This is a genomic window from Rufibacter sp. LB8, from assembly GCF_014876185.1.
Classification (GTDB): domain Bacteria; phylum Bacteroidota; class Bacteroidia; order Cytophagales; family Hymenobacteraceae; genus Nibribacter.
Genome location: NZ_JADALJ010000001.1, coordinates 20,378 through 45,208 on the forward strand (window position 1 = coordinate 20,378; position 24,831 = coordinate 45,208).

A 24,831-nucleotide genomic window follows, 5' to 3' on the forward strand; every position below is an offset into this window, starting at 1 on the left:
TGGCAGCCGTTAGAGAGTGAGTTACTCAACAAACGGCACCAAGAACTAAACAACACGTGAACAAATGGGAGGCTGTGCCCAGCGCACGCTTCCGCACAACCTTAAAACCGCATGTTAGACGCAAGCAAATACTTAACGCCCGCCCAGATTGTGGCGGAATTGGATAAATACATCATCGGGCAGCATGACGCCAAACGCAACGTGGCCATAGCGCTGCGTAACCGCTGGCGCCGCATGCACGCCGCCCCCGAGATGCAAAATGAAATTGTGCCCAACAACATTCTCATGATTGGCGCCACCGGCGTGGGTAAAACCGAGATTGCGCGCCGTTTGGCTAACATAGCTGATGCGCCGTTCACCAAAGTAGAAGCCTCTAAATTCACCGAAGTAGGTTACGTGGGCCGTGACGTGGAAAGCATGGTACGCGACCTGGTGGAGCAATCGGTGAACATGGTGAAGACCCGCAAGAAAGAAGAGGTGAAAGTGCAGGCCGCGCTGTTGGTGGAAGATATTATTCTTGACGCACTTATTCCGCCCATCACGCAGTCGGGAAACCGGGGCGATATGATGGGCTTCGGTGGTTCTGGCAACAGTTCTTCTGACGTACCGGACAATGATGCCGAACTGAACGAGCGCACCCGCGAGCGGTTCAGGGAGAAAATCAGGAATGGCGAGCTGGAAGACCGTAAGATTGATATTAAGGTGTCGCAGAGTTCGTCTTCGGGCGTGGGCGTGATGGGGCCGGGCATGGATGAAATGCAGATGGCCGGCATTCAGGAAATGATTGGGAACATGATGCCCAAGAAAACCAAGAAACGCAAAGTCACCATCGCCGAGGCGCGCAAAATCTTGTTAGAAGAAGAAGCCGCCAAACTCATTGACATGGACGAGGTGAAGGAAGAAGCCATTGCCAAAGCCGAGAACGCGGGTGTCATCTTCATTGACGAGATTGACAAAGTGGCCAGCGCCAGCGGCAAAGGCGGCAGCGGCCCAGACGTGAGCCGTGAAGGCGTGCAACGCGACCTACTCCCCATTGTGGAAGGCAGCACCGTGAACACCAAATACGGCGTTATCAAAACCGACCATATTCTGTTCATCGCAGCGGGCGCGTTTCACGTAGCCAAACCGTCAGATTTGATACCGGAGTTGCAAGGGCGTTTCCCCATTAGAGTAGAACTGCAGCCCCTGAGCAAAGACGATTTCTACCAGATTCTGAAATTCCCCAAAAACGCACTCACCAAGCAATATGAAGAACTGCTTCGGTCTGAAGACGTGGAACTGAGTTTCTCAGACGAGTCTCTGCACAAGCTGGCTGAAATCGCGTTTGAGGTCAACGCCGAAGTGGAGAACATTGGCGCGCGCCGCCTGCACACGGTCATGAGTCGCCTGCTCAACGATATCCTCTTTGACGTGCCCGACGTGATTCCGCCCAACGCGCGGTTACTGATCACCCCAGAACTGGTAGAAGAACGCCTTAGAGACATGGTCAAGAATCGCGACCTGAGCCAATACATTTTGTAGAATTAGGAATTAGGAATTAGGAATTAGGAATTAGGAATTAGGAATTAGGAATTAGTTTTTCTTTGGCCGTCTGAACTTTGGGTTCATTTGTTGGTTAGGAATTTCATCCACCTTTCGCCAAATTTTCTCATCCTGATTTCCCTTCATTTGTCATCCTTAATGGATCTTGTGGGCGAACTAGAAAGGCCTTGGCGATCTAACATCAATTCATAAAAAGAGCCGCTGCCATTTGGTGGCGGCTCTTTCCGTTTTTGGCTTCATTTCTGGAAATGAGCCCGAAAACGGGAATTTGAATTTTCAGAAGCAGGTTTTTCGCTGTTTCGTCAAAATTTGCGTAGTCCCAGATAGGCCAGCAGCAGACCGACCCATGGTCATAGACATCAACCAACAGAAACTTTCAGTACGGGACAAATACCGCATCTTCCTAAACCAGCAGGAAGCGTATTATGCCACCAGCGCGGTAGTCAGTTGGCTGGCCAAGCTGGAAGTGTACAAGGTGGGCAATGACCTGCCCAGCGTGGTCATGCAGCAGCAATGGGCTTGGTTCAATACTGAATACCATTTGGCGTTTGACGGCGGTTCTGAGGCTAGATTTACCACCGCCTCGGTCTGGAAACGCCATTTCCAATGTTACGTGGGCGGCAGCGCTTATGATATCTATGGACAGAAAGGGCGCAAAGTATCGGTGTACAAAGACGGGCGGCAGATTGCCTGGTGGGACAAACAATCGGTTTCCTGGTTCAACGGCGACAATCACCAAATCATAGCTGATGATGGCACAGATTATGAAGCCCTTATTGCTTTCTGCCTCATTCTAGACAAAGCGCAGAGCAATGACAAAAGCAGCGGTATAACCATTAATTTAGGGCATTTCGGGCCGGAGGCCAAAGCTTTTGACCCCACCTGGCAACCCAAACAAAATTGGAAAGGCACTTAACTTAGTCTGAATCCTTAATTCCTAATTCCTAATTCCCAATTCTTAATTAAAATGCGCTACTATATCATTACCGGAACCAGCCGCGGGCTAGGCAAGGCCTTGGCCGAGGCCCTGCTCAAAGACAGCCAGAACTTTGTCATTGGCGTGTCGCGCAATTGTACCCTCACACATGACCGTTACCGCCACCAGCCTTTGGATTTCTCAGACATTGCCGGGGTGGAGCACAACCTGCACAAGGTCTTCGGCGAATTCCCAGACGCCACCCAATTGGTGCTGGTCAACAACGCCGGCGTGCTGGGCGAAATCGGGTACATGGGCCAAAGCAAGAACGAGCATTTTGAGTTTGTCTTTGACGTGAATGTGATTGTGCCGGCCATGTTCATGAACCTGTTCCTGCAAAGCTACCAGCACCGCTCCGGCATAGAGAAACTGGTGGTGAACATCAGTTCTGGCGCCGGGCAGAAGGCCAAAGACGGTTGGGCCGCGTACTGCGCCTCCAAAGCCGCGCTGGACATGCTTTCCCAAACCGCCCAAATTGAACAGGACAAACTGGGTACCGGCGTAAAAGTGTTCTCCTTGTCGCCGGGTTTGATTGACACTGAGATGCAGGAACAAATCAGAGACGCAGACCCCGCCCAGTTCAGCAGCGTGCAGCAGTTCAGAGACTTCAAAACCCAAGGTGATCTGGTGACTCCTGAAAAAGTGGCGGCCAAGGTTTTGCAGCTGATGGAGAACCCTAAGTTGGCCCAGGCGGTGGTGTGTTCGGTTCGGGATTTCTAGCGTTTTCGGGCTCATTTCCAGAAATGAAGCCTAAAACGGAAAGTCTCTGATGCAGCTTTCCCTATCTGCTAAATTTCGCCTACTTTTACGCAGGATTTAACTAAAAAAGCATAAAAACCAAATGGTGACGAACCTATTGAAAAAGGCGCTTCTGTTAGCGCTGTTTGTGTATTTGCCGCTGCAGTCCATGGGCTGGGGCATGATTGGCCACCGCGTGGTTGGCGAAATTGCCGAACGCAACATGTCTAAGAAAGCCAAAAACAACGTGCGCAAGCTTCTGGGCGAGTCCATTGCCATGTCCAGCAACTGGCCAGATTTCATCAAGTCTGATCCGGCGTTCAAGTACTTAGACAACTGGCACTACGTGAACCTGAAGGAAGGCATGACCGCCCAACAGGTGGAAACGCACCTCAAGCAAGACACCACCACCAACGCCTACACCAGAATCAATTTCCTGATTGGTGAGTTGAAGAAACCAGAGCTGGCGCAGAACGCCAAGCAGATGTACCTTAAAATCCTGATTCACCTGATAGGCGATGTGCACCAACCCATGCACGTGGGCCGTCCAGAGGATTTAGGCGGAAACCGCATACGCGTGGAGTGGTTCAACAGCCCCAGCAACCTCCACCGCGTTTGGGACAGCCAATTGATTGAATACCAGGAACTGAGCTACACCGAGTACGCCACCGTCTTGAACTGCAGCTCCAAAGACCAGATCAAGGCCTGGCAGAAAAACATGGCCCACGAGTGGTTTTTTGAGTCTTACCAGATCGCAGACCAACTCTACAAAGGCATCACCAAGCCCGAAGAGAAACTAAGCTACCGCTACAACTTTGACCACGTGGCCACCATGAACCAGCAATTGCTGAAGGGTGGAATCCGGTTAGCCGGTGTGCTGAACGAGATTTTCGGATAGTCATTTCTTGGTTTTTACTTTGGAAGTCGCCTGGGCCTTTTTGGTTCAGGCGGCTTTTTTGTTGGTCTGCTGGGAAGTGCTGGAGTAACTTTCTTGTAGCAATCAATAGGGTTGTTAATATTCGATCTACCGTGACCTAAATCATTTCCCAGTTCGAGGTTATCTTGAGCCTGTTGAAGTATCTAACGAAGAGTGTTGCTTTGATGGAGCGAGCAATTCCCTTCGCCGTTGTTGGTGTTCATAGGGGCCAACAACCTGAACTGCGGCTCAACCAGCTTTCGTGAACGCCCTTTGCTTTCCTTCCAAATCACCGTTTGCTCCTGAGTTCTACAGGACGGCCTTTTGCATAGCCGGGCTCCGAGCGCTCACGGCCGCGAGGCCCCGCCTTCCCCTCTCGCGCTGTACCAGCTTCCTGGTGCCTTCGGCACCCGCCTGCCGGCGATGGAACCTGCTTAGGCGCTCGATAGAAAGGCTGGAAAAGGTGACCACCCCCAGCCCCTCCTAAAACAGGAGGGGAGCCTTTCTGTAAGTTGCGTTTTCAGGCTCTGGATTGGAAATAGAGCCGAAAACGCGAGTATCATTCCCTACCACAAGTTACGGCTGCGCCTAAACTTGCGGTGATTAAATTGTAGAGACCAGGCACTGCCTTGTCTCACACGCATTGCTCACTTTTGCGGCTGCATATTCCCAAAACTCCCCTCCTGTTTTAAGAGGGGCTGGGGGTGGTCTCCAAAGACCTCGTAGTGCGCGAAGCTCCTACGAGTGTCTCTGCCAGCAACCTACTTCGCCCAAGCAATCCCAAAACTCCCCTCTCCATTGGGGAGGGGCCATTCCTGTGTAGTCTACTTCACCTTCAGCGAGGTCAACTCAGCGTCTAGTTTCTGGTTCCATTGTTCCTGGGCGATGCGGTTGAGGCCGCCGCTGGTAGCCTTGTCGTATTCCTTCTGCAGGCTGTCCAGTTCCCAGATGGCTTCCAGGTACTGGTATTTGATTTGGCTCTCGTAATCTTCCAGGCTGAGTTTCTCTGGTTTTATGCGTTGTTTGTAGTGCTCGGTCACAAGGCGCACAATGTCAAAATGCCGCTGTTCATGGTTGAGCGTGTACGCAGTCATGGCTGAAGGCAGCACTTTTGACAAACTCCGCAGGGCATAGGCCTTGATGGACACCTGCACGTAAATCACGCCGTTCTTCACCGTAGACTGAATGTCATTGGACAAGCCGGGGAAAATCTGCGCGGCGTTCTGCCCAGAAATTCGGTAGTGGTTTACAATGTATGATGCTTTGATTTTTGGTTGTTTCGGTAGTTGAACATTAGGTTTAAGCTCGCATCATGGTTCTCCTTTTTCTTGGAGAAGCAGGTCGTTTTCCTGACCAGCCTCCTGTTCCTGGCCCTGAGGCAGGTATTTACCCCTTCTATATTTTTTGTGTAAGCCTTGCCCACCTTGTGTTTCTCTGTAGGTATCACCTGGGCGAAGGCTCTCCAATGGTCGGTGCAGTATTCTCCAATGTGTGCTTTCTCCAGCTTCTTGAGCAGCTTCCTCACAGTTGCTGCGCTCCTGGGGCCGCAACTGTAAGCCAAAACCTCATCCGTCTCGGGGCAGTAGGCATACAAAAGCCAGTACTTCCCTTTCCTGCGCCTGCCCACGTAGCTCCAGACCTCGTCTATCTGCACCGACTCGTAGCAGCGCCGCGCCGGTGCGATGCTGAGTCGGCTGCCTTGCCGGCACAGGTTGTCCAGTATGCACTTGCGGCTCACCCCCAGCAGCGCCTCTATGTCGCGGATGCCGTTGTTGCGCTCCAAAAGCCGCACCATTAGCTGCTTTGTGGCCGGATCGGCGCCTTTGTACTGGTACGTGGCCTGGAACTGCTTTCTGCAGCTGTGGCATAGCAGGTTCTGGGCACCGTTCTTTTTCTTTCCGTTTTTTACTACCTTACTGCTCTGGCAGTGGGGACAGTTTATTTTGATGAGGACTTCGAACATTCCATCATCTTAAACAACTCACTGTCAGCTTTTATCCCATCATACTTTCTAAACCACTACCAGAAATTCTACTGCCGCCCTGAAAATCTGACCAAGCCAAGGGACGCTTCGGGTCATAGAAGAGCGTGTCATCATCGGTTTGGCGAGTGTAGTTTTGGTAGGTGACTTTAATCTCCCGGGCCAGATTTTCATTGTGCGGAAGTTCTTTTTCCATCCACTGGTGAAGATAAGTCAATGAGCTGGCCAGGGTCCTGCGCAAGATGGGCTCAATCTGGACTTGCTGATGCCCGGCGCGCTTGTAGCTGACCCCGCTTTTATAGTCAAAGAGATGCAGCAGTTTTCCTTGCCGCCGAACGGCAAACGCCACCGCAATGTCTGCCTTGCCATCAATCTTGCCTTTGCCGTCAGTGGTTTCGGTGAGTTTATATTCTTTGAGCGTCATGACCACCGGGCGGTGTTTGATATTCTGCGGAAGGCTGGCCTTAAGGTAGCGTTCCACCGCCGGGGCAGTACCGCCGGCAAAGTCCAGAGCCTGCGGTTTGGTAGTGGCAGTTAGGGGAACGGCGCTGGTGGGCAGCAAATACGCTACCGCTTTGGTCTGGGGCCGGGCATCCACCACATCAGCAATGTAAAACTCAGTAGGAGTGAAGGGCAAGGGTTCTGCCACCAACACCAATGGTGGCGTCTGCGCCCCCGGACCGGTAGTAGCCGACAAGGTGCCCATTACCAAGGAGAGCAGCGCACTTCTGGTAGCCCAGGAGGCTATTCTTTTCTTTATAGGTAGCAAACCAAAAAAAGCCATGGAAGGAGATGTGTTAAAACGAACCCAGCAAAGCAATGACAGCTAAGGCCGGGCTATGGCTTTTTAACAGGAAGGCAAAACCTACAGTTCCTTTTTCATCTGCCGCGCATCAATAAAAAGAAGTGCCTGGTAACCATTGGCTTTGGTAACAAAAAGATGATGTTTTGGTAATGATGAAATGGCAGGCCAAACCGTATTTGCAAGGGTAAAAACGTTATCAAAACACCTGTGTAATGCACTTTTTATTTAGAATTTTCGTGTTAATCGGCATCTTGGTGATGGGGAGCCTCACGCAACAGCAACCCCAGAAAGACGCCACTGCCAGGCAGGTAAACGCGAGTAAATCCTCAGATCCAATGGAGAAGGAGCCACTCGCCAGCCAAACGTCAGAGGCAGTCACTTTCACCCGCAATTAACTTTTCGCTTTTATAGTTCTATGGAACCTATCAAGATAATCTTCATGTGCTTGCCCCCGGCCGTGTTCGTTTCAATTGTGCTGTCAGATTTCTTAAAGGCCAAAGCCCGAAGCCGGCGCTACCGTGGTTGACACTTTGCTCAAATCCGAATTTCCGTTTTTGGCCTCATTTCCAGAAACGAAGCCAAAAACAGGAACACCGCAGAAATAGAAAATCCGCCGGGCAGGTTTTAAACAGCGCGACGGATTTTCATATGATAGGAAAGTGACAGGTTAACTCTGCATCAGGAAGGCTTTGATGTAATCATCCAAGTCGCCGTCCAGCACGTTCTGCACATCGGTGCGTTCTACGCCGGTGCGTATGTCTTTGATGAGTTTGTAGGGGTGCAACACGTAGTTCCTGATCTGTGACCCGAAGTCAATGCGTTTCTTGGTGCTTTCTACTTTGTCACGTTCCTCGTTGCGCTTGTTGATCTCAATCTGGTAGAGCTGCGACTTGAGCATTCTGATGGCGTGCTCCTTGTTCATAAGCTGGCTTCGCTCAATCTGCACGGCAATGGTGATGCCCGTGGGTTTGTGTTTCAGGCGCACGGCTGTTTCTACCTTGTTCACGTTCTGACCACCGGCGCCGCCCGCGCGGTAGGTGTCCCACTCAATATCGCCGGGGTTCACGGTGATCTCAATGGTATCATCCACCACCGGGTAAGAAAATACCGAGGCAAAGGAAGTATGTCTTCGCCCGCCCGAGTCAAACGGCGAAATGCGCACCAAACGGTGGACGCCAATCTCGGCTTTCAAATACCCGTAGGCAAAGTCGCCGTCAAACTGCAGCGTAGCCGATTTGATGCCCGCACCTTCACCCGGCTGAAAGTCAATCTGTTTCACGGTGTAGCCTTTGCGCTCGCCCCACATGAGGTACATGCGGTAGAGCATCTCGGCCCAGTCCTGGCTTTCAGTGCCGCCTGCGCCCGAGTTCACCTCCAATACCGCGCCCAGTTGGTCTTCTTCGTTGCTGAGCATGCGTTTGAATTCCAGGGCTTCCACCACTTCCTCGGCGGCCTTGAATTCTTTGTTGATGTCTTCCTCAGACACGTCGCCTTCTTTGTAGAAGTCAAACAAGACTTCCACGTCTTCTACCGCCTTGTTCGTCTGCTCGAAGTCATCGGTCCAGGTCTTGAGGCTCTTGGCTTCCTTGAGAATGAGTTCAGACTTTTTGGGGTCGTCCCAGAAATCTGGCGCGGTGCTCTGTTGCTCAATGGCTAGAACCTGTTCTTTCTTGGCATCATAGTCAAAGATACCTCCTCAACGCCTCTACGCGGCCTTTCAATTCCTTTATCTGGTCTTGGGTCATGGTGTTAATGTGCTAATTTTTGAATGTGCTGATGTGCTATTTGGAAATGTGCTGATGTGGTGATGATTTGCGTTTTTGGCTCCGTTTCTGGAAATGAGCCCGAAAACGAGATTTAACTACCGTAAATCCTTAGTATTTATATCAAAAAAGAATTTTTTATCGTCTGATTTCTTATAAAGCTCTAGCTGTTCTAGCCTTAAAAAGTTGTTGTCAATCTTTGATAAAGGAATAATATATAAATTTTCTGGGGCTGATGGTTTTCCTCCTATACCAATTGCGAGAAAAACTGGAATTCCATTTTTTGTTTCGTAGTTTTTATACCTTTCTACTTGTTCTTTCGTGGCAAATTCTACACCATTTTTATAAAAGTTCTGTTTCCATTTACATTCAACAGCTAATGAGTATTTAGAGGAATTTAATTCAAGTTCCAAAATTAAGTCAGGGTTTAACGTTGTTTCAGCAAATCTGCCATTAACATATTTGTCACCTGCCCATTCTTTGATTGTGAAAAACTTTCTATTGAATTTCTGAACAATAAACTTTTCAAAAGCGTCTCCTTTTGACTTGTTGTTACCTTCTTGGGAAGAAGGTTGTGGTTGGTTTAGGTCCTTCTGGAATGTAGAGTCTGTTGAGCCAATGCTAGTTTTTACTGGAGATGGTCTACTATTGTCTAATTTTTTTTCTGTCTGGTTTTTTTCTTCCTTTAAGTTATTTTCTACCTGATTTTCTGCAATCGGTTCTAATTCAGATGATCTGTGATTTTGAGAAATATGCTGCTTTGCCTCATCATTATTTTTTGTGTAAAGGATGAACCCAATTACTACCATCATACTCCCTAGCAGCATTAATACCAGTGCCATACTTTTTTTCATGGTTTATTATATACTCAATATATGTTTACACAAAAATAGGAAGTAACAACACAAAAGCTGCTACTTCCTATTTTTAAACTTCACCGAATGTTTACTGCACCGGCACCATCCAGCCGTGTGGGTCAGGCGATATTCCGTAGCGGATGTTGTCAAGTTCCTGCGATACCTTGTTGGAGAATTTGCGCTCAGCCACGGGCAGCAGCATCATTTCCAGATCTTGGTGCATGATGGATTTGATATGGGCGATAGTGGCCGCTGTACCTGTGCCAAAAGCGTCTTCCAGTTTGCCGCTGTGGTACGCGTCTACAATTTCTTTGATGGGAATGCGGCGTTCTTCCACTTTCATGCCCCAGTCGCGGGCCAGCTGCAGCACGCTGTCACGGGTGATTCCGGCCAGAATGGAAGTGCTCAGCGCGGGCGTCACCAAGGTGCCGTCCAACACAAACATCACGTTCATGGTGCCAGATTCCTCAATGTAGTTGTGCTCGCGGCCGTCGGTCCAGATGATTTGGTGGAAGCCTTGTTCATTTGCCAATTTAGCCGGTAACAAAGAGCCACCGTAGTTTCCGGCCGCCTTCGCGAAGCCAAAGCCGCCTTCCACGGCGCGGGTGTAGTGTTCTTCAATCTTCACGCGCACCGGCTCGGCGTAATAGCTGCTGGCAGGGCTGCAGAACACCATGAACTTGTATTGGTCCGCGGGCCGAACGCCCAACAGCCCTTCAGACCCGAACATAAACGGCCTGATGTAGAGCGAGAAACCGGCGCGTTGCGGCACCCAGTCAGCGTCTAAGGAGATGAGTTGTTTTAGACCTTCCATGAACACCTCTTCTGGTATTTCGGGCATGCACAGGCGTTTGGCAGACTCGTTCAGGCGTGCCCAGTTGGCCTGCGGCCGAAACAATTGCACCTGGCCTTGTTGGTTTTTATAGGCTTTCATGCCCTCAAACAAGGCTTGGCCATAATGCAGTGCCGCCATGGCCGGACTCACTTCAATGGGGCCGTAGGGCAGAATCTTTGGTTCTTGCCAGGCACCGTTTTCATAGTCCATGACCAACATGTGGTCTGCGAACACTTTCCCGAACTGTAAGTTATCTAAATCAAGCGAAGCCAGTTTGCTGGCCGAAGTTACCGTGGTAGAAATGGACATTTGGTCGGTTTGCATAGGATTTTATGGGGTATGCAGGTTATACGTGATTTTGGAGGCCAGGAATGAAAAAAAGCGTCACACCCTGGGCTTCCAAGTTATTTCTTTTACCCCTAATTCAAAACTGTTGGCCCGGCCTAACATGAACAGGAAGTCTGAGAGCCGGTTTAAATATTTAATAACTAAGTCAGACACCTCAGATTCTTCGCTCAGCGCAATGGCCGTTCGCTCGGCACGCCGGCAGACCGTGCGGGCTACGTGGCAAAACGAAACCGCCGGATGGCCACCCGGTAAAATAAAATTGCGCAGTTCCGGCAGGTTTTGCTCCAGCGCGTCCATCTGCACTTCCAGAAACTGAATGTCGGTGTCATGCAAATCTGGGGTCTGCATTTTCACGTTCTTGTCTGGGTCAGTAGCCAGGGTGGAACCGATGGTGAAAAGCCGATCCTGTATCTCAGAGAAAAGCGCCGCGCGGTTCTGGTTTACTTCCTGGTCGCGCACCACGCCAATGAACGCGTTGAGTTCATCAACGGTGCCGTAAGCCTCAATGCGCAGGTGTGATTTTTTTACGCGGGTACCGCCAATCAAAGAGGTTTCGCCTTTGTCGCCGGTTTTGGTGTAGATTTTCATTCGCCAAAGATGTGGCCAGCCGCTTGCAGGGCGGGCACGGTAATGTTATCGTTTGCCAGGTCGGTTTCCACCAATCCATCGCGCAGGCGCACAATGCGGTGGGCGTAATGCGCTATGTCGTCTTCATGGGTCACCATAATGATGGTGTTGCCTTTGGCATGCAGGGCTTCAAACAAACCCATGATCTCGTAAGATGTTTTGGTATCTAAGTTGCCGGTGGGTTCATCTGCCAAGATAATACTGGGGTCATTCACCAAGGCCCGGGCAATGGCCACGCGCTGGCGCTGCCCACCAGAAAGTTCATTGGGTTTGTGCATGGCCCTGGAACCCAGGCCTACGCTGTTCAAAGCTTCCATGGCCCGTTCCTCGCGCTCAGATTTTCCGTAACCGGCATAAATCAACGGCAAAGCCACATTGTCCAGAGACGTGGAGCGTGGCAAGAGGTTGAAGGTCTGGAACACAAACCCAATCTCTTTGTTGCGCACGGTGGCCAGCTCGTTGTCTACCATGTTGCTCACGTCATTGCCATTCAAGATGTACGTGCCGTCGGTGGGCGTGTCCAGGCAGCCAATGATGTTCATGAGCGTGGACTTGCCGGACCCCGAAGGACCCATGAAGGCCACATATTCTCCTTTTTTTATCTCAATGGAAACAGACTGCAAGGCGTTGATGCGCTCATTGCCCATCTGGTAGATTTTGGAGATGTGCTCGGTTTTGATGATAGTGCTCATAGGGCGTTCAAGGTTATTGCCAATCCTGTCGCAGGGCCTCACTGGCGCGCAACTGGGCATCAATTTCGTTTTTAAAGGCAAGCATTTCCGCGGGCGGAAGAAGACGTTCCAGTTCCTCCAGGCCCTGCAAGGCATATTCTCTGAGCCCCTGGCCCAAGGCCACCCGTACAAACGCTTTGCGCAAGGGCACAGAACTGGGGTTGTAGCTGATGGCCTCTAGCAAAAGGTCATAGGCGCGCAAAGGTTTTTCATGGCTGGTGAAGAAATTGGCGGCGGCCAATTGCCCGGTTTCTGACCAAGGCGCGCGTTGCACCAGGGCTTCAAAAAGATTAGTCGCTTTGGCGGTTTGTTTATTACGCTGGGCCAGCAAAGCCTGGTAATAAAGGGCCGCCCCGGCGTCTTTCGGTGCGAAATATAGCTTGGGCACCTGCTTCTCAATGTCCGGCCACTGCTGGGCTTTCCACCAGAGTTCGGCCTGTAGTAGGTTGGCCTCTGATTTGAGATTGTTTTTAGGGAACGAAGCCGGAAAATGGGCCTGCAATAGATTATGCGCCGCAATCAAATTATTTTCTTTTAGATAACGGTCAATAAGCGGCAAAGCTGCCACCGGCGCCAAGGCAGATGTGGTAATCTGCGCGGCCACTTCCTCCATCTGTTTCACTGGCAGGGTGCCCGACCGCAACTGCAGGAAGGGTATTTTTATAGAGTCAGGGGCGGCCACCGCTTGTTCAGGAGACATCTGCGAGGCAATGGCCAGTTGGGTGGCGGCTTTCTGTTGCCAAGGTTCTGGGTATTGGTTGCTCCCCAATGCTAACTGGACGGCCTGGTTTGTTTCGCCGGCCAGGGCCAGCGCCACCACGCCATGTAATTGCGCGTCACGGTAGCCTTTGTTCAGGGCACTCTGGAAATATGTGGCTGCCAGGGAATATAATTTGTTCTGCAGCATCCATTGGCCCAGAATGTCATAGTAATATCCCGCGCCGGCCTCGCTGCTTTCGGCTAATTGCTCTAAAGTGGCCTTGGCGAAAGTGGCCTTGTTTTGCCGCTGCAACACCAACGCCTGGGCCAGCGTGAGGTCATCTGCAAAGTTATGGTTCTGTTCCTGCCGCAGGTATTTTGAAATCTGGCTGAGCACGGTGGTATCTTTCGGTACGCGCGGGTGCAGGGCCCGTACCCAGAAACCGGCAAATTCCTGAGACGTCAAAATGCTGTCTGGGCCTGCCGAAGGAAGTTGCGTAGGCACGGCGCTGCCCATAATCCAGGAAAGGGCCAGCCGGTTACAGACCAAAGGGCCATAGGTGCCGGACTTGTACTGTTCAGCGAATTCCTTGGCTTGTTTCAGGTAGCTGCGCTGGAAAAGGAACGTTAACTGGTTAGCCTGAATGACCTCTGGTTCTGCGCTGTGCTGCAAGGCTTTCTCCAGGTAATGCGCCGCCGAATCTACCAGGGTAGTGGTGCCAAACACCAGGCCTAAGTTGTTCAGTAAGGGCGCATGGTCTGGGAAATTTCTGGTGCCTTCCTGCAGTACTTTGAGTTGCTCAAACAAATCCTGTTGGCCTGTGTACAAACTGGCTAGCCGCAAAGAGGCTTCTGCGGAAGGTTTTCTTGATAAGATGTCGCGCAGGCGGTTTATTTCCAGGGTGCGCATGCCGGCCTGGTGGTACATATCGGCCAGAGAAAGGCTGGAGCGCAGGTTGTTTCTGGCCTGAATGCTGCCTTCCAGGTAAAATTGCTCGGCTAGCAGAGGCTCTTCTTCGGTTTGCTGATACAAGTCACCAAGGTAATTGTAGTAGCCGGCCATGCCCTGGAAGTACAGCGAGTAATTGCTCCTGACCACCATAATACCCAACAGTACCACCCCCATCAAATAAACTGTGAAAAACGAAAGCCGCCTGGGGTCATACACCACTTTGAACACCCGCAGTTTCTGTTTCATCAAATGCGCGTAATTGGCCAGCACATACAGAAAGAAAGCCACGCCCAACGCCAAATGTGATAAAATGACCGCACTTCGGTACGCCGACATAATGGGGTCATTGGCCATCAGGAGCGCATAGCCCAAATTTAAAAAGGTAAGAAGCGCGAACAGGAAATACAGCGGTGCTGCATGCGTGGCAAAGGAAAGGAAGCTGGCATACTGCACCTCGCGCTGCCGCAAACCCCAGAACCCCACCAAGGCAGAGGCCAGCAGAATCAGCAACGCATCAATACCCGTGTAATCAATCTGGAGCAAGCCGGTTTGTTGCAGGTACAGTATCAGCAAATTTCCCAGATACAACACGCTGATCAAAATATACTGCCACAACCCAAACCGACGGGCGGGCGTCTGGGCCTGGGTGTTGAACCACAGGAGCCCATGCAGGTTCTCATAGGCCACCAATACCATGAACAGAAAAGACGCTATCAGGGAACCCACGGTGCTGTAGTTCACCACGTGCAAGGCAGTCAGGAAAGGGGCAAGCGGCGAAAGGTAAATAAGAAGGCCACTCAGCAAAGCCACCGCCACCGTGAAGAACAGCAACCGGATCAGAAACGTGGCGCGGGTCCAGAAGGCCTGGAACAGAAAGCTGCCTCCGCCCAAAATGGCCAACACCAAAACCAATAAAAGACGACTGTTTCCAGAGAAGTTGCCCAGCAAATCTAAATTGAAGGTAGACAGCCACAACATACCCAGAGCCACCGCCACGTAATACGGAATGCGCTGCAAGGTACTGGCTACCGTCCAGAAAATGACCAGCGCTATGGCTAGCCCCATTGCATAGGCCCAGGTAGCCCAGGCAGGCAGGTGCATGTTGCCCAGGGCATACTGTTCTGAGATTAAATACGCATTTACTTCCGTCCGGACGGGGACCAGCAGGGGCGAGGAAGGGGAGAGATGGGCTTCGGCGGGGAAAAGTTCAGCCTGTTTAACCAGCGGGAACACCAGTTGGTTGCCCGCAAAGTAGCCGTAAATAGCCAGGCCCATGGCCGATAAGACCAAGGCGAAAAGAAATAGATACAGTGCCCGTCTTGCGGGCTCCAGGGCTTGCCAGAACGTGAGAAGCGCCATGCAGGTTATTCCATCACTTTAGGAACTCTGAAATAATCTGAGTCTTTGCGCGGGGCCAATCGCAAGGCGTCTTCATGCCGAACGGTGTTCTGGGCCACGTCTTCTCGCATCACATTCACTTCTTCAGACATGTGTACCAGCGGTTCCACATTTTGCGTGTCCAGGGCGCGGAGTTGGTCTACCCAATTGAGGATGTTGTTAAGGTCTTTGAGCATTTCCTGCTCTTTGGTCTCATCAAACTCCAGCCGCGCTAAGTGCGCTAACTGGCGCAAGGTTTCTATGTTGGTGCTCATTGTTTTTAGCGTGTAATTCAGATTGAATAAGGGTGAACGTCTGCTCCTTCAAAAACTCCAGATCTGCCATGGTCAGCCCAGTAGTAGGAATTGGCGGATGAATGATCATTTCCAGGGCATGGTACCTGATGATCAGTTTGCCTTTCACGTCTGGCAGAAACAGGTGGTTGTAGGGCATAGTGATTGGCACCAACGGTATCTGTTTTTCAATGGCCAGCTTGAACGGACCGTCTTTAAACGGCAACAGATTGTGACCTGATTCCGGCGAAATCTTGCCTTCCGGGAAAATCACCACACTTCGGCCCGCTTCAATGCTTTTTTTGCTGGCAATGTAGGCTTTGGCGCTGCTGATCGGGCTGTCGCGGTCCACCGAAATGTAGAGCGCTTCGTAGATTTTTCCCCAGAGCGGCACTTTGGTGAGCGCTTTCTTGCCCACAAAATTCAGGAAACCGGGTATGGCTGCCAGAATCATGGGAATATCAATGTAGGAACTGTGGTTCGGCGCGAACACATATAGCTGCTTGGGGTCCAGATGCTCTTGACCTGTCACGCGAACCGGCATTAGGTACATGCGCAACTGAATTTTGGACCACAACCTATTGAGCATGTGGGCATGCTTGTATTTGTGCGGTTTGGAAATGAAAAACCTGAAAAGCGGATACGATGTGATGAATGGAATAACGAACCATGTGGTACACCACACAGAATACGCACTTTTTCCTATTTTCTTAAGCGTTTCCATCCCTTCAAAATTACGAATTATTGACACATACACCACCTTTCTATTTGGTAAGCTCCGTTTTTGGGCTCGTTTTCAGAAATGAGGGCTAAAACGGCAACGCGCAGTTTAGAAAGTTAGTGCCACGGAACAGTTATTTCGGCATGCGGGCCAGGAGAATCTTCTCGGCTTTAAGCAGCCCAGCCACGCTGATGGCATCGGTAATCTCGTCGTTCATGGCCATTTTCACGGCTTCAGACAAGGGCAGTTTCCAGATTTTGATGTCTTCGGTTTCCTCCAGTTCCGTCTCGCCGGCGGTCAGTTCCTCGGCCAGAAAAATAAAGCCTTCCTCGTCTGTGACCGAGTTAGAGGTATGAATGCGCGCAATCTTGGTCCACTCCGCGGCGGTGAATCCGGTTTCCTCTTTCAGTTCGCGCTTGGCAGATTCCAGCACGTCTAGTTCCTCCGGCCCGCCGCCCATGGGAATCTCCCAGGAATATTCGTTCAGCGGGTAGCGGTATTGGCCCACCAGCCACGTGTTGCCTTGCTCGTCAATGGGAATAATGCCGATGGCTTTGTTCTTCATGTGCACCACGCCGTAGATGCCGTTTCCGCCGCTGGGGTTGAGTACCTGGTCTTCGCGCACGCTGATCCAGGGGTTGCTGTACACCGGTTTCGATTCAAGAACAGTCCAGGGATTTTCTAAGGAATGGTCGGGTTTCACTTGGTTAATGTGCTAATGTGGGAATGAATGAATGGGTGAATGTAAGAGAAGAAATCCGTTTTCGGGCTCATTTCTGGAAACGGGGCCGAAAACGGAAAAATGGTTGGATCAAGTAAGTCTACTTGAGTTTGGAAGGGTGTTGCCGGTTGTCAAAGATTGTAATTACTCTAATCAGCTGCTTTTTATCGTCTATTTGATAAAGCACTGAATTATGTTTGCTTAAAACTGCCCGTTTCAAATCACCCTTGGAGGTAGCATACAGTTCAGGAAATAAAACCACAATTTTCTCAAACTCCTGCAGGCGTTTAATAAATTTTTTGACCTCTTTTTCTGACCATTCTTCCCTCAAATATTGGACAATGTTGGTGAACCGGGTTTTAGATTCTTTTTACCAACGAATGTCAAATCTTGCTTTCATGACTTGCCCAGAATTCCTGGCTCGTTAAAACGTCTCCTTTTTCATGGTCGGCCAGGCCTCGCTTAATGGATTCCGTTTCCTGCGGCGATAATTCTTCAATCCAGGTGCCAGAGGAAATATTGGCGTCTTTGATATTTTTCAAAGCCTTCAATAGGGCATCGTCATTGGTTTGCGTCACCCACTCAATCAGTTCGTATTTTAACGTCTGTATGTTCATCTCTTTGACCGTTGGCTTTCTTAAAGATACGAAAGAATGACAATCTAAACTTCCCGTTTTCAGCCTCATTTCCAAAAACGAAGCCAAAAACGGAAAGCGGCTTATTTGCTGACAGTAATAGAAGGCACGTCATACGCACCCAAGGCATTGATAATGTCGGCGCGTTCTGCTTGCAAGATTTTGAAAAAGTCTGGAATAGCGGCATCATAGCCTCTTTTGGAAACCCCGAAGAGCATGACGCCCTTCGTTCCGTTTTTATCTGTAAACGCTTTGTAACGGTAGGCGCTCCACTCCACCACAGAAACTGCTTTGGCGGTGCCGGCGCTCATGGTGAAGTCAAGGATGATTTCCCCGTTTTCGGGGTTTTCAATGACCTGGTACTGGGCCACGGCATCGGTCTTTTTCCGTTCCTCCAGCATGCGCACTTGCGCTTTGGCCACGTCCATCACGCTCAAATCACCCACCAAGGCTTCCAGCAGAAGCATCTGGGTGAACTTCTCCACCGTTTGGCCCGCCGGAAGGTATTCCTGTTTATAATAGGAAGCCGTAGGGTGCGATGACCAAGCCAACGCATGGTCCGTTTTCTGGAACGTGAGCGGACCTTTCACCTGCAGAAAATCAGTGACAGGAGCAGGCTTTTGGCTGGTGAACCCACTTAAGAAGAGAACACTAACCAGAAATAAAAGCTTGATTTTCATACGAAGAGGGAGTTAGACGTATTTCAGCTAGTGATGGATTGAAAGAAAATGCAGCGCATGCCTTGTTCCGTTTTCAGGCTCATTTCCAAAAAACGAGGCCAAAAACGGAAACTATACCTGTGCCTTTACAAATTCAATGGCTTGCTGGTACACAGCTTCATACATGGGCACTATTTTACCAATCTCAAATTCCTTGGCGCGGGCCAGGGCATTGGCTTTGAAGGTGGGCAGTTGGTCGTCTTGCAGCAGGAACAGCGTGTTCTTGACCATATCTTTCACATCGCCCACGTTGCTCACAAAACCGGTCACGCCATGCACATTCAGTTCTGGCAAACCACCGGCGTTGGAGGAAATAACGGGCACTTCACAGGCCATGGCCTCCAAGGCGGCCAATCCGAAGCTTTCCTTTTCAGACGGCATCAAAAAGACATCGGCCACTGAGAGGAGTTCTTCCACGGCTTCCAGCTTTCCTAAGAAACGAACGTCCTGGCAGATGTTGAGCTTGCGGCAGAGGTTTTCCATCTTGGGGCGCTCAGGTCCATCGCCTACCAGCAAAAGTTTAGATGGCATTTGCTCGCGCACCTTGTAGAAAATCTTGATGACATCGCCAATGCGTTTCACGCCCCTGAAGTTGGAGGTGTGCACCAGCAGTTTTTCGCCAAACGGCGCAATAGCACTCTTGAAATGGTCTTTGCGCTGCTTCTGGAAACGGTCTAAGCTGATAAAGTTAGGAATGACCACAATGTCTTTCTCAATCGGGAAATGCTTGTACGTCTCCGCACGGAGGTCTTCCGACACAGAAGTGACCGCGTCTGACTGGTTGATAGAAAAAGTGACCACCGGTTCATACGACGCGTCTTTGCCCACCAGCGTAATGTCTGTGCCGTGCAATGTGGTAATGACCGGAATCTGTATGCCTTTGGTGCGGAGAATCTGCTTGGCCATGTACGCCGCCGAGGCGTGCGGAATGGCGTAATGCACATGCAACACATCCAGCTTCTCAAACTGCACAATGTCTACCATTTTGCTAGCTAAGGCCAGTTCATAGGGCGCGTACTGGAACAGCGGGTAATTGGGAATGTTGACCTCGTGGTAAAATAAGTTCTCGTTGAAATAATCTAGCCGGGCGGGCTGACTATAGGTGATGAAATGGACTTTATGACCTTTGCCGGCCAGTTCTTTGCCTAGTTCAGTAGCCACTACGCCGCTGCCGCCAAAGGTGGGGTAACAAACAATTCCTATCTTCATTGTATGCGTCTTTGGCGCGAAGTTACATTTTTGGTTCTAACGATTGATACACCACATCATGTATGCGCGTGCGGATGTTGTATTTCAGCAGCCTATCGTTCTCAGCGTCTGGGTACACACGGTTAGAAAGAAAGATATAGATGATATTGTTTTCGGGGTCCAGCCAGGCGCCGGTTCCGGTAAAGCCCGTGTGGCCAAACGTGCTTAGCGGGGCTAAATCTGAAGTAGGGCCGTTGCCCTCTGGTTCTGGTTTGTCCCAGCCCAGGCCGCGGCGGTTGTCAGTGGTGCTGGTATTCTGAGCGAACTCAGTTACCACCGGCGTTTTGAAATACTGCTGCCCACCGTAGGCACCGTTCTGTAAATCCATCTGCAGGAGAATGGCCAGGTCGTTGGCGTTGGAGAATAAACCAGCGTGGCCCGCTTTACCGCCCAACAGCGCGGCGTTGCCATCATGCACGGTGCCTTGCAACGGTACACCATTTTTATAATCTGAGGTAGCAGCGGTGGGGGCAATCTGCTCTTTCAGGAATTTGTTGAGCGGGTTGAACGTCAGGGAATGCGCGCCCAATGGACCGTAGAAATTCTGCTCCAGGAAGTCTGGCAAAGGTTGGTTCAGGAGCCGTTCGGCCACTCGTTTCATCAGATGAAACCCTAAGTCGGAGTAACGGTACTCAAATTTGCCGGAGGCTACCCGTTTCCCTACTAAATCAGATTTCACAATCCACGTCCAAACCGAGTCTTCTAATCGTTTGTTGGCGTAGAGATTCGGCGATACTTCGTTGGGGAAGGATTCCGAGAAAACAGTGTCATAATAAATGGGGTTCGGCACTCCGGCTTTTAACGTTCTGGACCAGTAGGGCGCGTAGGCCAGCAGTCCGGCTTGATGTAGTAATACGTCTCGCACCAAAAGATTGGCTTTGTTGGAGCCTTTTAGCTCGGGCAGGTAGGTCACCAGTTTGGCATCCAGTTTCAGTTGGCCTTGGTCTTTCAGGAACATCACCGCCTGCAGCGTGGCGGCTACTTTGGTGATGGAAGCCAGGTCATAGATGGTTTTCTCGGTGACCGGCTGATTTTTGTCATAGGTGTAATGGCCGTAAGCTTTGTCCATGACCACCGTACCGTCTTTCACCACCAGCACCTGGCAGCCGGGCGTGGCCGCGTAGGCAATGGCTTCCAGGGCAATGTTGTCAATCTGCTTAAGAATGTCTGAGTTCATGCCCACGCTCTCGGGCAATGAATACCGCAGGCGGCTGATGGAAGGCGTAGAAATGCCCATTCCGGCTTTGAATCTCGGCGAAGCCGTGACTGGTAACCGCCCATGCGCCGGCAAAGCCCCGAACAGAATCTGCGGCACCACGCGCTGCACCACGTCATTGTCCTCGTAGCCGCACACCAACCAATCTGAGCCTTCAAAATTCTTGAGGCTGTAGGCGTTGCCCATCACCACCACAATCACTTTTCTGCTGGGGTCGCGCTGTAATTCCCTGATAAACCCAAGCGCATTGCCAGACAGGCCGAAGTTGCGTTCCGGCGCATTGGTCAGGCCGTGCAAGGAAACCACCACCACGTTGGCTTCGCCTAATTGCTTTTTAATGCTGGTGTACACCGTGTCTGGCGCAAAGCGACTGGAGATGGCAAACTTCCGGAACGGGGCGTATTTCTCCAGCGTGCGGGTGAAGTGGTTGTTGAGTCCAGCGCCAATGGCCACCGAGGCAAACTGAAGCGTGTCCAGCGCCCGGAAGGGCAGGAGGTTGTTTTTGTTGGCCACTACGGTCACGGCCTGCTCGTACAACTGCTGCTGTAACACGGCGCTCACCGGCCGGCTCAAGTCTGCCGAAAGGTTTTCTGTGTCAACGGGCGTGAGTTGGTTCAGGCCGGCCCAGTACTTGGCGTGCAGCATCTTGCGCACTTTTACTTCAATGTCCCGCTCGGTCAAGGTGCTGTCGGCCAGAGCTTTTTTAATGCTGGCGAAGGCTTTAGGCACATCTTCAGAAAAAAGCAATACGTCATTGCCCGCTTTCAGAGCTAAAGCGTCAACTTCACCTGGTTTGTGGTAGCGGGTCACGCCTTTCATGTTCAGGGCATCGGTGAAGACCAGGCCTTCATACTGCATCTTGCCCTTGAGCAAATCGTTCACCAGATATGGCGACAGCGTGGCGGCACGGTTGGCAATGGAATCTAGCTTGGGCACGTGCAAATGCGCCACCATCACACCCATCACGCCGGCGTCAAACGACCTCCGGAAAGGATACAATTCCACATCAGTAAGGCGGGCCATGTCATGGGAGAGAACTGGCAACGAGAAATGGGAATCAGCGTCGGTGTCGCCGTGGCCGGGGAAATGTTTGGCGACGGCAATAATGCCGTGGTCTTGCAAACCTTTGATATAGGCGATGCTGCGGGCCGTGACCTGTTCTTTGCTTTCCCCGAAGGAGCGGTTACCGATGACGGGGTTATTGGGGTTGCTGTTCACGTCCACCACCGGCGAGAAATTCACGTGTACGCCCAGGCGCTTGAGTTTGATGGCAATCTCGCGGCCCATCATGTACACGTAGCGGTCATCGGGCAGCGCCCCCAGGGTCATCTGCTTGGCGAAGTGCATGCTGCTGTCCAGGCGCATCTCCAGGCCCCACTCGGCATCCAGGGAAATCAAAAGCGGTACTTTGGCCAGGGCTTGGTACCGGTTGGTGAGCTTGGCCTGGCGCACGGGGCCGCCCTGCATGAACATGATGCCGCCAATACCGTACTGGGTCACCAAATTTTCAATCTCCCGCACGTGCGCCGCCGATTTATTGGAATACGCAGCCACCATGAACAACTGCCCCAGCCGTTGGTCGGGGGTAAGCGTCTGGTACACACTGTCTACCCAGCGCTGCTCTTGCAGGGAGATGCTGCCCTTGCCCTTGGGGGTAAACCCCGAAAGCACTCCCCAGGCGCCCATCACCACCGCCAACAGCCCCAGGCTATATTTATTTAGCATTTCGCAACGCGTAATTTAATTTGAATAACGTTTTCATAGGGCTAATTTCGCAGAGGATTTCAAGCCCGCGCGCCGGTGGCGTTTTCCCGTTCATTTATAAAACAGAGCCCAAAAACGCCTTTCTATGAAAGAGGAATTTGAGCCGCTGAGGTTCTTTGTTTTTCAAGCGTCATCGGCTAAAAGCCAAGAAGTTGCCGCGTGAGAGCCAAAGAAGCCGAAGGAGGAAAACAGCAAACCAACCGGCCCTGTTTGAACTTGTAATATTACTGAAATTTGCCTTCCCGCACAAAGAAATCTGACCTACAGGCATTATGCCTCGTTGGAGGAAGGGCGGCAAGGAACGAATAAAAACTACGCAGAAGAGAGAGTATGGCAGATATCATCCGTTTATTACCCGATTACCTGGCTAACCAAATCGCCGCGGGCGAGGTGGTGCAGCGCCCGGCAAGCGTGGTGAAGGAGTTGTTGGAGAACAGCGTAGACGCGCAGAGTACCAGTATTCAACTGATTGTCAAGGACGCCGGCAAGCAGCTGATTCAGGTGGTAGATAATGGTTTGGGCATGACCGAGACCGACGCGCGCATGTGTTTTGAGCGCCACGCCACCTCCAAAATCAAGACCACCGAAGATTTATTCCGGATAAAGACCATGGGTTTCAGGGGGGAGGCGATGGCGTCTATTGCGGCCGTGGCGCAGGTAGAGCTAAAAACCCGCGCCCGCGGCACCGAACTGGGCACGTGCCTAACCATTGAAGGCAACGAAGTGCTGAAACAGGAACCCGTGGCCATGGCCGAAGGCACCATTGTCTGCGTGAAGAACCTGTTTTTCAATGTGCCCGCCCGCCGCAACTTCTTGAAAAGCAACCCCGTGGAAATGCGCCATATTCTAGACGAGTTCCAGCGGGTTGCCTTAGCTAATCCAGAGATGGCGTTCACGCTGTACCAGAACGAGGTGGAGGTGATGAACTTGCCCGCCGGAAAACTGAGCCAGCGCATTGTGAGCATCTTCGGGAAGGAGTACAAAGAGCAGTTGGCTGCCTGTGAGGAAACCACGCCGTTTCTAACCATCAAAGGGTACGTGGGTAAGCCCGAACATGCCAAGAAAAGCCGCGGCGAGCAGTTCTTTTTTGTGAACAACCGCTACATCAAAAGCCAGTACCTGAACCACGCAGTGCTCACTGCCTTTGAGGGCCTGTTGCCCAAAGACAGCTTTCCGTTTTACGTCTTGTTTCTGGAAATAGCGCCTGAAACGATTGACATCAACGTGCACCCCACCAAAACTGAGATTAAGTTTGAGGACGAGAAAACAGTCTACGCCATTGTGCGCGCCGCCGTGAAACAGAGCCTGGGTCTGCACAACATCGCGCCGTCGCTGGACTTTGGGGCCGATGTGAACTACATTCCGCTGCAGCCCATGAAGTTTCCGGCGTCTATGGATTTTGATACGTCTTTCACTTCGCCAGCCCGCGCGCCGCAGGCCGGAGGGGAGCCTTCTTATTCCGGAGGTAGAACCAACGCCGCCAGCGGAAGCAATACGGTTGAAAGTCGTGCCACTGCCGGGAGTAGAGACGAAAGTTATTTCCAGCCCAGCAGTTTACGGTACGCGCAAGCCTTCGCAGAAAATGATGAAACCGCCAAGTTGTTTACCGACGAAGAAGCGTTTCCGGCCACGTTGGGCAGCATGACGGGCGGTTCCAAAACTTTGCAGGTGCATCAGAAGTACATACTGGTGCAGGTGAAATCTGGGCTGATGATGGTGGACCAGCAGGCGGCGCAGGAACGTATTCTCTACGAGAAATACAGCCTTGCATTGGGCAAACGCAGCGGTGCGTCACAGCAATTGTTGTTCCCACAGACCTTGCAGTTGTCGCCCAGTGATTTCTCGCTGGTGATGGAATTGTCGGAGGAGTTCAGTGCGCTGGGCTTTGTGTTGCATGAATTCGGGCAGAACACCATTGCGGTGAATGGCATTCCGGCGGAGATTCCGCTGCGCGATGAACGCGAACTGATTGAAGGCCTGTTAGAGCAATATAAAAACAACCTGAGCACGTTAAAGGTAGACCGACAGGAGAACCTGGCGCGTTCCATGGCTAAACGCGTGGCCTCGCGGCTCACCGGTCGCCTGGGCGACCAGGAAATGAACGCGCTGGTAGACCAGTTGTTCGCCTGCAAAGTGCCCAATTACACGCCGGGCGGCCAAAAAACGCTAGTCATTCTGCAGATGGCGCAGTTGCAGGAATTGTTTGGACGTAACTAGAAATGCGTTTTCGGGCTCGTTTTCAGAAATGAAGGCAAAAACAGAAATTAGGGAAACCGGAAACAGTTTATTGAATTTGACTTAATTCGCCGCCTTTGTTGGTGTTCTCACCAACAAACCCTTTTGCAGAAATAAACCTTGTTTCGGCAA

General features: G+C 51.3%; 22 protein-coding genes. 6 read left to right on the plus strand and 16 right to left on the minus strand.

The features are described from left to right. The first annotated feature begins 111 nt into the window (after nt 1-111). The 4 genes from hslU (at nt 112) to IMY23_RS00095 (ending at nt 4,154) form a co-directional block, all read left to right on the plus strand. Entirely contained in the window at nt 112-1,521 is a 1,410-nt protein-coding gene (gene hslU / locus IMY23_RS00080) for an ATP-dependent protease ATPase subunit HslU (RefSeq protein ID WP_192820088.1), read from the plus strand. A gap of 367 nt (nt 1,522-1,888) precedes the next feature. After that, entirely contained in the window at nt 1,889-2,458 is a 570-nt protein-coding gene (locus IMY23_RS00085) for a hypothetical protein (protein WP_192820089.1), read from the plus strand. A 51-nt stretch (nt 2,459-2,509) separates the two neighbouring features. Then, entirely contained in the window at nt 2,510-3,238 is a 729-nt protein-coding gene (locus IMY23_RS00090; RefSeq protein ID WP_192820090.1) for an SDR family NAD(P)-dependent oxidoreductase, read from the plus strand. 121 nt (nt 3,239-3,359) lie between these two features. After that, nucleotides 3,360-4,154 carry a S1/P1 nuclease gene (locus IMY23_RS00095; protein ID WP_192820091.1) on the plus strand — a complete coding sequence of 265 codons (795 nt, stop codon included), beginning with the start codon at nt 3,360-3,362 and terminating at the stop codon, nt 4,152-4,154. A gap of 842 nt (nt 4,155-4,996) precedes the next feature. On the opposite strand, the gene IMY23_RS00100 is transcribed toward IMY23_RS00095, so the two are convergent. Genes IMY23_RS00100 through IMY23_RS00110 form a run of 3 tightly spaced genes read right to left on the minus strand, consistent with a single transcriptional unit; the run spans nt 4,997 to nt 6,937 of the window. Continuing rightward, the gene (locus tag IMY23_RS00100) at nt 4,997-5,371 is read right to left on the minus strand and encodes a hypothetical protein (RefSeq protein ID WP_192820092.1); all 375 of its coding nucleotides are present in this window, start codon (nt 5,369-5,371) and stop codon (nt 4,997-4,999) included. Between the two features lie 47 nt (nt 5,372-5,418). Continuing rightward, nucleotides 5,419-6,135: an IS1 family transposase gene (locus IMY23_RS00105; protein WP_192820093.1), complete on the minus strand. Its 717-nt coding sequence runs from the start codon at nt 6,133-6,135 to the stop codon at nt 5,419-5,421. A 31-nt stretch (nt 6,136-6,166) separates the two neighbouring features. Beyond that, the gene (locus IMY23_RS00110) at nt 6,167-6,937 is read right to left on the minus strand and encodes a hypothetical protein (protein ID WP_192820094.1); all 771 of its coding nucleotides are present in this window, start codon (nt 6,935-6,937) and stop codon (nt 6,167-6,169) included. A gap of 233 nt (nt 6,938-7,170) precedes the next feature. Here IMY23_RS00110 and IMY23_RS00115 point away from each other — a divergent pair, with 233 nt between their 5' ends. After that, complete coding sequence (locus tag IMY23_RS00115) at nt 7,171-7,353, plus strand: hypothetical protein (protein WP_192820095.1); 183 nt, start codon at nt 7,171-7,173, stop codon at nt 7,351-7,353. A gap of 272 nt (nt 7,354-7,625) precedes the next feature. Here IMY23_RS00115 and prfB read toward each other — a convergent pair. From prfB to IMY23_RS00180, 13 genes are all read right to left on the minus strand, one after another. After that, a protein-coding gene (gene prfB / locus IMY23_RS00120; RefSeq protein WP_192820096.1) for a peptide chain release factor 2 occupies nt 7,626-8,703 on the minus strand; the annotation gives its coding sequence in 2 pieces (ribosomal slippage) (nt 7,626-8,642 and nt 8,644-8,703; 1,077 coding nt in all). Nucleotides 8,704-8,819: 116 nt separating this feature from the next. Then, nucleotides 8,820-9,575 (minus strand): hypothetical protein, encoded by a 756-nt coding sequence (locus IMY23_RS00125; RefSeq protein WP_192820097.1) that lies wholly within the window; start codon nt 9,573-9,575, stop codon nt 8,820-8,822. Between the two features lie 91 nt (nt 9,576-9,666). Next, nucleotides 9,667-10,737 carry a branched-chain amino acid aminotransferase gene (locus IMY23_RS00130; protein ID WP_192820098.1) on the minus strand — a complete coding sequence of 357 codons (1,071 nt, stop codon included), beginning with the start codon at nt 10,735-10,737 and terminating at the stop codon, nt 9,667-9,669. 60 nt (nt 10,738-10,797) lie between these two features. Further along, nucleotides 10,798-11,349 (minus strand): cob(I)yrinic acid a,c-diamide adenosyltransferase, encoded by a 552-nt coding sequence (locus IMY23_RS00135; RefSeq protein WP_192820099.1) that lies wholly within the window; start codon nt 11,347-11,349, stop codon nt 10,798-10,800. Next, on the minus strand, nt 11,346-12,080 hold the full coding sequence (locus tag IMY23_RS00140) for an ABC transporter ATP-binding protein (RefSeq protein WP_225986355.1): 735 nt from the start codon (nt 12,078-12,080) through the stop codon (nt 11,346-11,348). Before IMY23_RS00140 ends, IMY23_RS00135 begins: the two co-directional genes overlap by 4 nt. A 13-nt stretch (nt 12,081-12,093) precedes the next feature. Beyond that, a complete protein-coding gene (locus IMY23_RS00145) occupies nt 12,094-15,129 on the minus strand; it encodes a hypothetical protein (protein ID WP_192820100.1) in 3,036 nt (1,011 codons plus the stop codon). Between the two features lie 5 nt (nt 15,130-15,134). After that, complete coding sequence (gene gatC, locus IMY23_RS00150; RefSeq protein ID WP_192820101.1) at nt 15,135-15,422, minus strand: Asp-tRNA(Asn)/Glu-tRNA(Gln) amidotransferase subunit GatC; 288 nt, start codon at nt 15,420-15,422, stop codon at nt 15,135-15,137. Then, complete coding sequence (locus IMY23_RS00155) at nt 15,364-16,029, minus strand: 1-acyl-sn-glycerol-3-phosphate acyltransferase (protein WP_225986356.1); 666 nt, start codon at nt 16,027-16,029, stop codon at nt 15,364-15,366. The genes gatC and IMY23_RS00155 overlap by 59 nt, the downstream gene beginning before the upstream one ends. A gap of 265 nt (nt 16,030-16,294) precedes the next feature. Continuing rightward, nucleotides 16,295-16,864 (minus strand): NUDIX hydrolase, encoded by a 570-nt coding sequence (locus IMY23_RS00160; RefSeq protein ID WP_192820103.1) that lies wholly within the window; start codon nt 16,862-16,864, stop codon nt 16,295-16,297. Between the two features lie 401 nt (nt 16,865-17,265). Continuing rightward, complete coding sequence (locus IMY23_RS00165) at nt 17,266-17,499, minus strand: hypothetical protein (protein ID WP_192820104.1); 234 nt, start codon at nt 17,497-17,499, stop codon at nt 17,266-17,268. 101 nt (nt 17,500-17,600) lie between these two features. Next, nucleotides 17,601-18,197 carry a hypothetical protein gene (locus IMY23_RS00170; RefSeq protein WP_192820105.1) on the minus strand — a complete coding sequence of 199 codons (597 nt, stop codon included), beginning with the start codon at nt 18,195-18,197 and terminating at the stop codon, nt 17,601-17,603. Between the two features lie 111 nt (nt 18,198-18,308). After that, nucleotides 18,309-19,445 carry an N-acetyl-alpha-D-glucosaminyl L-malate synthase BshA gene (gene bshA / locus IMY23_RS00175; RefSeq protein ID WP_192820106.1) on the minus strand — a complete coding sequence of 379 codons (1,137 nt, stop codon included), beginning with the start codon at nt 19,443-19,445 and terminating at the stop codon, nt 18,309-18,311. Between the two features lie 22 nt (nt 19,446-19,467). Further along, on the minus strand, nt 19,468-22,425 hold the full coding sequence (locus IMY23_RS00180; RefSeq protein WP_225986357.1) for a glycoside hydrolase family 3 N-terminal domain-containing protein: 2,958 nt from the start codon (nt 22,423-22,425) through the stop codon (nt 19,468-19,470). Nucleotides 22,426-22,794: 369 nt separating this feature from the next. On the opposite strand from IMY23_RS00180, the gene mutL reads away from it, so the two are divergent. Beyond that, nucleotides 22,795-24,681 (plus strand): DNA mismatch repair endonuclease MutL, encoded by a 1,887-nt coding sequence (mutL, locus tag IMY23_RS00185; RefSeq protein WP_192820107.1) that lies wholly within the window; start codon nt 22,795-22,797, stop codon nt 24,679-24,681. Nucleotides 24,682-24,831: the final 150 nt, after the last annotated feature.

What these genes read in the sequence shown, in the direction of transcription:
- hslU (WP_192820088.1), top strand. Translation starts at nt 112, where the DNA reads ATGTTAGACGCAAGCAAATACTTAACGCCCGCCCAGATTGTGGCGGAA.
- IMY23_RS00085 (WP_192820089.1), top strand. Translation starts at nt 1,889, where the DNA reads ATGGTCATAGACATCAACCAACAGAAACTTTCAGTACGGGACAAATAC.
- IMY23_RS00090 (WP_192820090.1), top strand. Translation starts at nt 2,510, where the DNA reads ATGCGCTACTATATCATTACCGGAACCAGCCGCGGGCTAGGCAAGGCC.
- IMY23_RS00095 (WP_192820091.1), top strand. Translation starts at nt 3,360, where the DNA reads ATGGTGACGAACCTATTGAAAAAGGCGCTTCTGTTAGCGCTGTTTGTG.
- IMY23_RS00105 (WP_192820093.1), bottom strand. Translation starts at nt 6,135, where the DNA reads ATGTTCGAAGTCCTCATCAAAATAAACTGTCCCCACTGCCAGAGCAGT.
- IMY23_RS00110 (WP_192820094.1), bottom strand. Translation starts at nt 6,937, where the DNA reads ATGGCTTTTTTTGGTTTGCTACCTATAAAGAAAAGAATAGCCTCCTGG.
- IMY23_RS00115 (WP_192820095.1), top strand. Translation starts at nt 7,171, where the DNA reads ATGCACTTTTTATTTAGAATTTTCGTGTTAATCGGCATCTTGGTGATG.
- IMY23_RS00125 (WP_192820097.1), bottom strand. Translation starts at nt 9,575, where the DNA reads ATGAAAAAAAGTATGGCACTGGTATTAATGCTGCTAGGGAGTATGATG.
- IMY23_RS00130 (WP_192820098.1), bottom strand. Translation starts at nt 10,737, where the DNA reads ATGCAAACCGACCAAATGTCCATTTCTACCACGGTAACTTCGGCCAGC.
- IMY23_RS00135 (WP_192820099.1), bottom strand. Translation starts at nt 11,349, where the DNA reads ATGAAAATCTACACCAAAACCGGCGACAAAGGCGAAACCTCTTTGATT.
- IMY23_RS00140 (WP_225986355.1), bottom strand. Translation starts at nt 12,080, where the DNA reads ATGAGCACTATCATCAAAACCGAGCACATCTCCAAAATCTACCAGATG.
- IMY23_RS00145 (WP_192820100.1), bottom strand. Translation starts at nt 15,129, where the DNA reads ATGGCGCTTCTCACGTTCTGGCAAGCCCTGGAGCCCGCAAGACGGGCA.
- gatC (WP_192820101.1), bottom strand. Translation starts at nt 15,422, where the DNA reads ATGAGCACCAACATAGAAACCTTGCGCCAGTTAGCGCACTTAGCGCGG.
- IMY23_RS00155 (WP_225986356.1), bottom strand. Translation starts at nt 16,029, where the DNA reads ATGCTCAATAGGTTGTGGTCCAAAATTCAGTTGCGCATGTACCTAATG.
- IMY23_RS00165 (WP_192820104.1), bottom strand. Translation starts at nt 17,499, where the DNA reads ATGAACATACAGACGTTAAAATACGAACTGATTGAGTGGGTGACGCAA.
- IMY23_RS00170 (WP_192820105.1), bottom strand. Translation starts at nt 18,197, where the DNA reads ATGAAAATCAAGCTTTTATTTCTGGTTAGTGTTCTCTTCTTAAGTGGG.
- bshA (WP_192820106.1), bottom strand. Translation starts at nt 19,445, where the DNA reads ATGAAGATAGGAATTGTTTGTTACCCCACCTTTGGCGGCAGCGGCGTA.
- IMY23_RS00180 (WP_225986357.1), bottom strand. Translation starts at nt 22,425, where the DNA reads ATGCTAAATAAATATAGCCTGGGGCTGTTGGCGGTGGTGATGGGCGCC.
- mutL (WP_192820107.1), top strand. Translation starts at nt 22,795, where the DNA reads ATGGCAGATATCATCCGTTTATTACCCGATTACCTGGCTAACCAAATC.